The sequence below is a fragment of the Paracoccus sp. SSJ genome, assembly GCF_030234105.1.
Lineage (GTDB): Bacteria > Pseudomonadota > Alphaproteobacteria > Rhodobacterales > Rhodobacteraceae > Paracoccus > Paracoccus denitrificans.
This window is the reverse complement of record NZ_JASSPE010000070.1, coordinates 1-794: the sequence shown is the minus strand read 5'-3', so window position 1 is coordinate 794 and position 794 is coordinate 1. Positions and strand designations below refer to the sequence as shown.

Here is a 794-nt window from a genome sequence, read left to right as displayed (position 1 = left end):
AGCGCGATGGAGAAGATGACCAGCAGCGTGGCGACGGCGAGGATGGCGGGCGAGATCTGCTCGCGGATGCCGTTCCACATCTGGCGCGGGATGGTCTGCTGGTCCGGCCCGGCGATGAACAGCACCGCCACCACCTCGTCGAAGGAGGTCACGAAGGCGAACAGCGCCCCCGAGATCACCCCGGGCAGGATCAGGGGCATGGTGATGCGGAAGAAGGTCGTGCGCGGGTTCGCCCCCAGGCTCGCCGCCGCCCGGTTCAGCGACTGGTCGAAGCCGATCAGCGTCGCCGTCACCGTGATGATCACGAAGGGAATGCCCAGCGTGGCATGGGCCAGGATCACCCCCAGATAGGTGCCCGCCAGCCGGCCGCATTGCGGGTCCAGGCCGATCCAGGTCAGGGGCTCGCAGGGGTTCGAGTAGAAGAAGAACATCCCCGTCGCGGTGATGATGATCGGCACGATCATCGGCGAGATCAGCACCGCCATGATCGCCCGGCGATACGGCATCTCGGGCCGCGACAGCCCCAGCGCCGCCAGCGTGCCCAGCACCGTGGCCAGGATGGTCGAGAAAAAGCCGATGATGATCGAGCTTTTCGCCGCATTCACCCATTTCGCGTTCCGCCAGGCATCCGCCCACCAGCTCAGGTCGCGCGGCGCGTCCGGCCGCGCCATGCCGAAGGTCAGCAGGCTGTCGTACCAGCGCAGCGAATAGCCGTCCGGGTCGAAGGACAGCATCCGGTCGGTGAAGGTGAAATAGGGCTCGGCGTTGAAGCTCAGCGGGATCACCACCACGAT

At 66.4% G+C, this 794-nt stretch carries 1 protein-coding gene; it reads right to left on the bottom strand.

Annotated elements, in window-relative coordinates; translation table 11 throughout:
- Nucleotides 1-794 (bottom strand): ABC transporter permease (locus QPR87_RS23540; protein ID WP_285051572.1); only part of this gene is annotated, 794 nt, incomplete at both ends.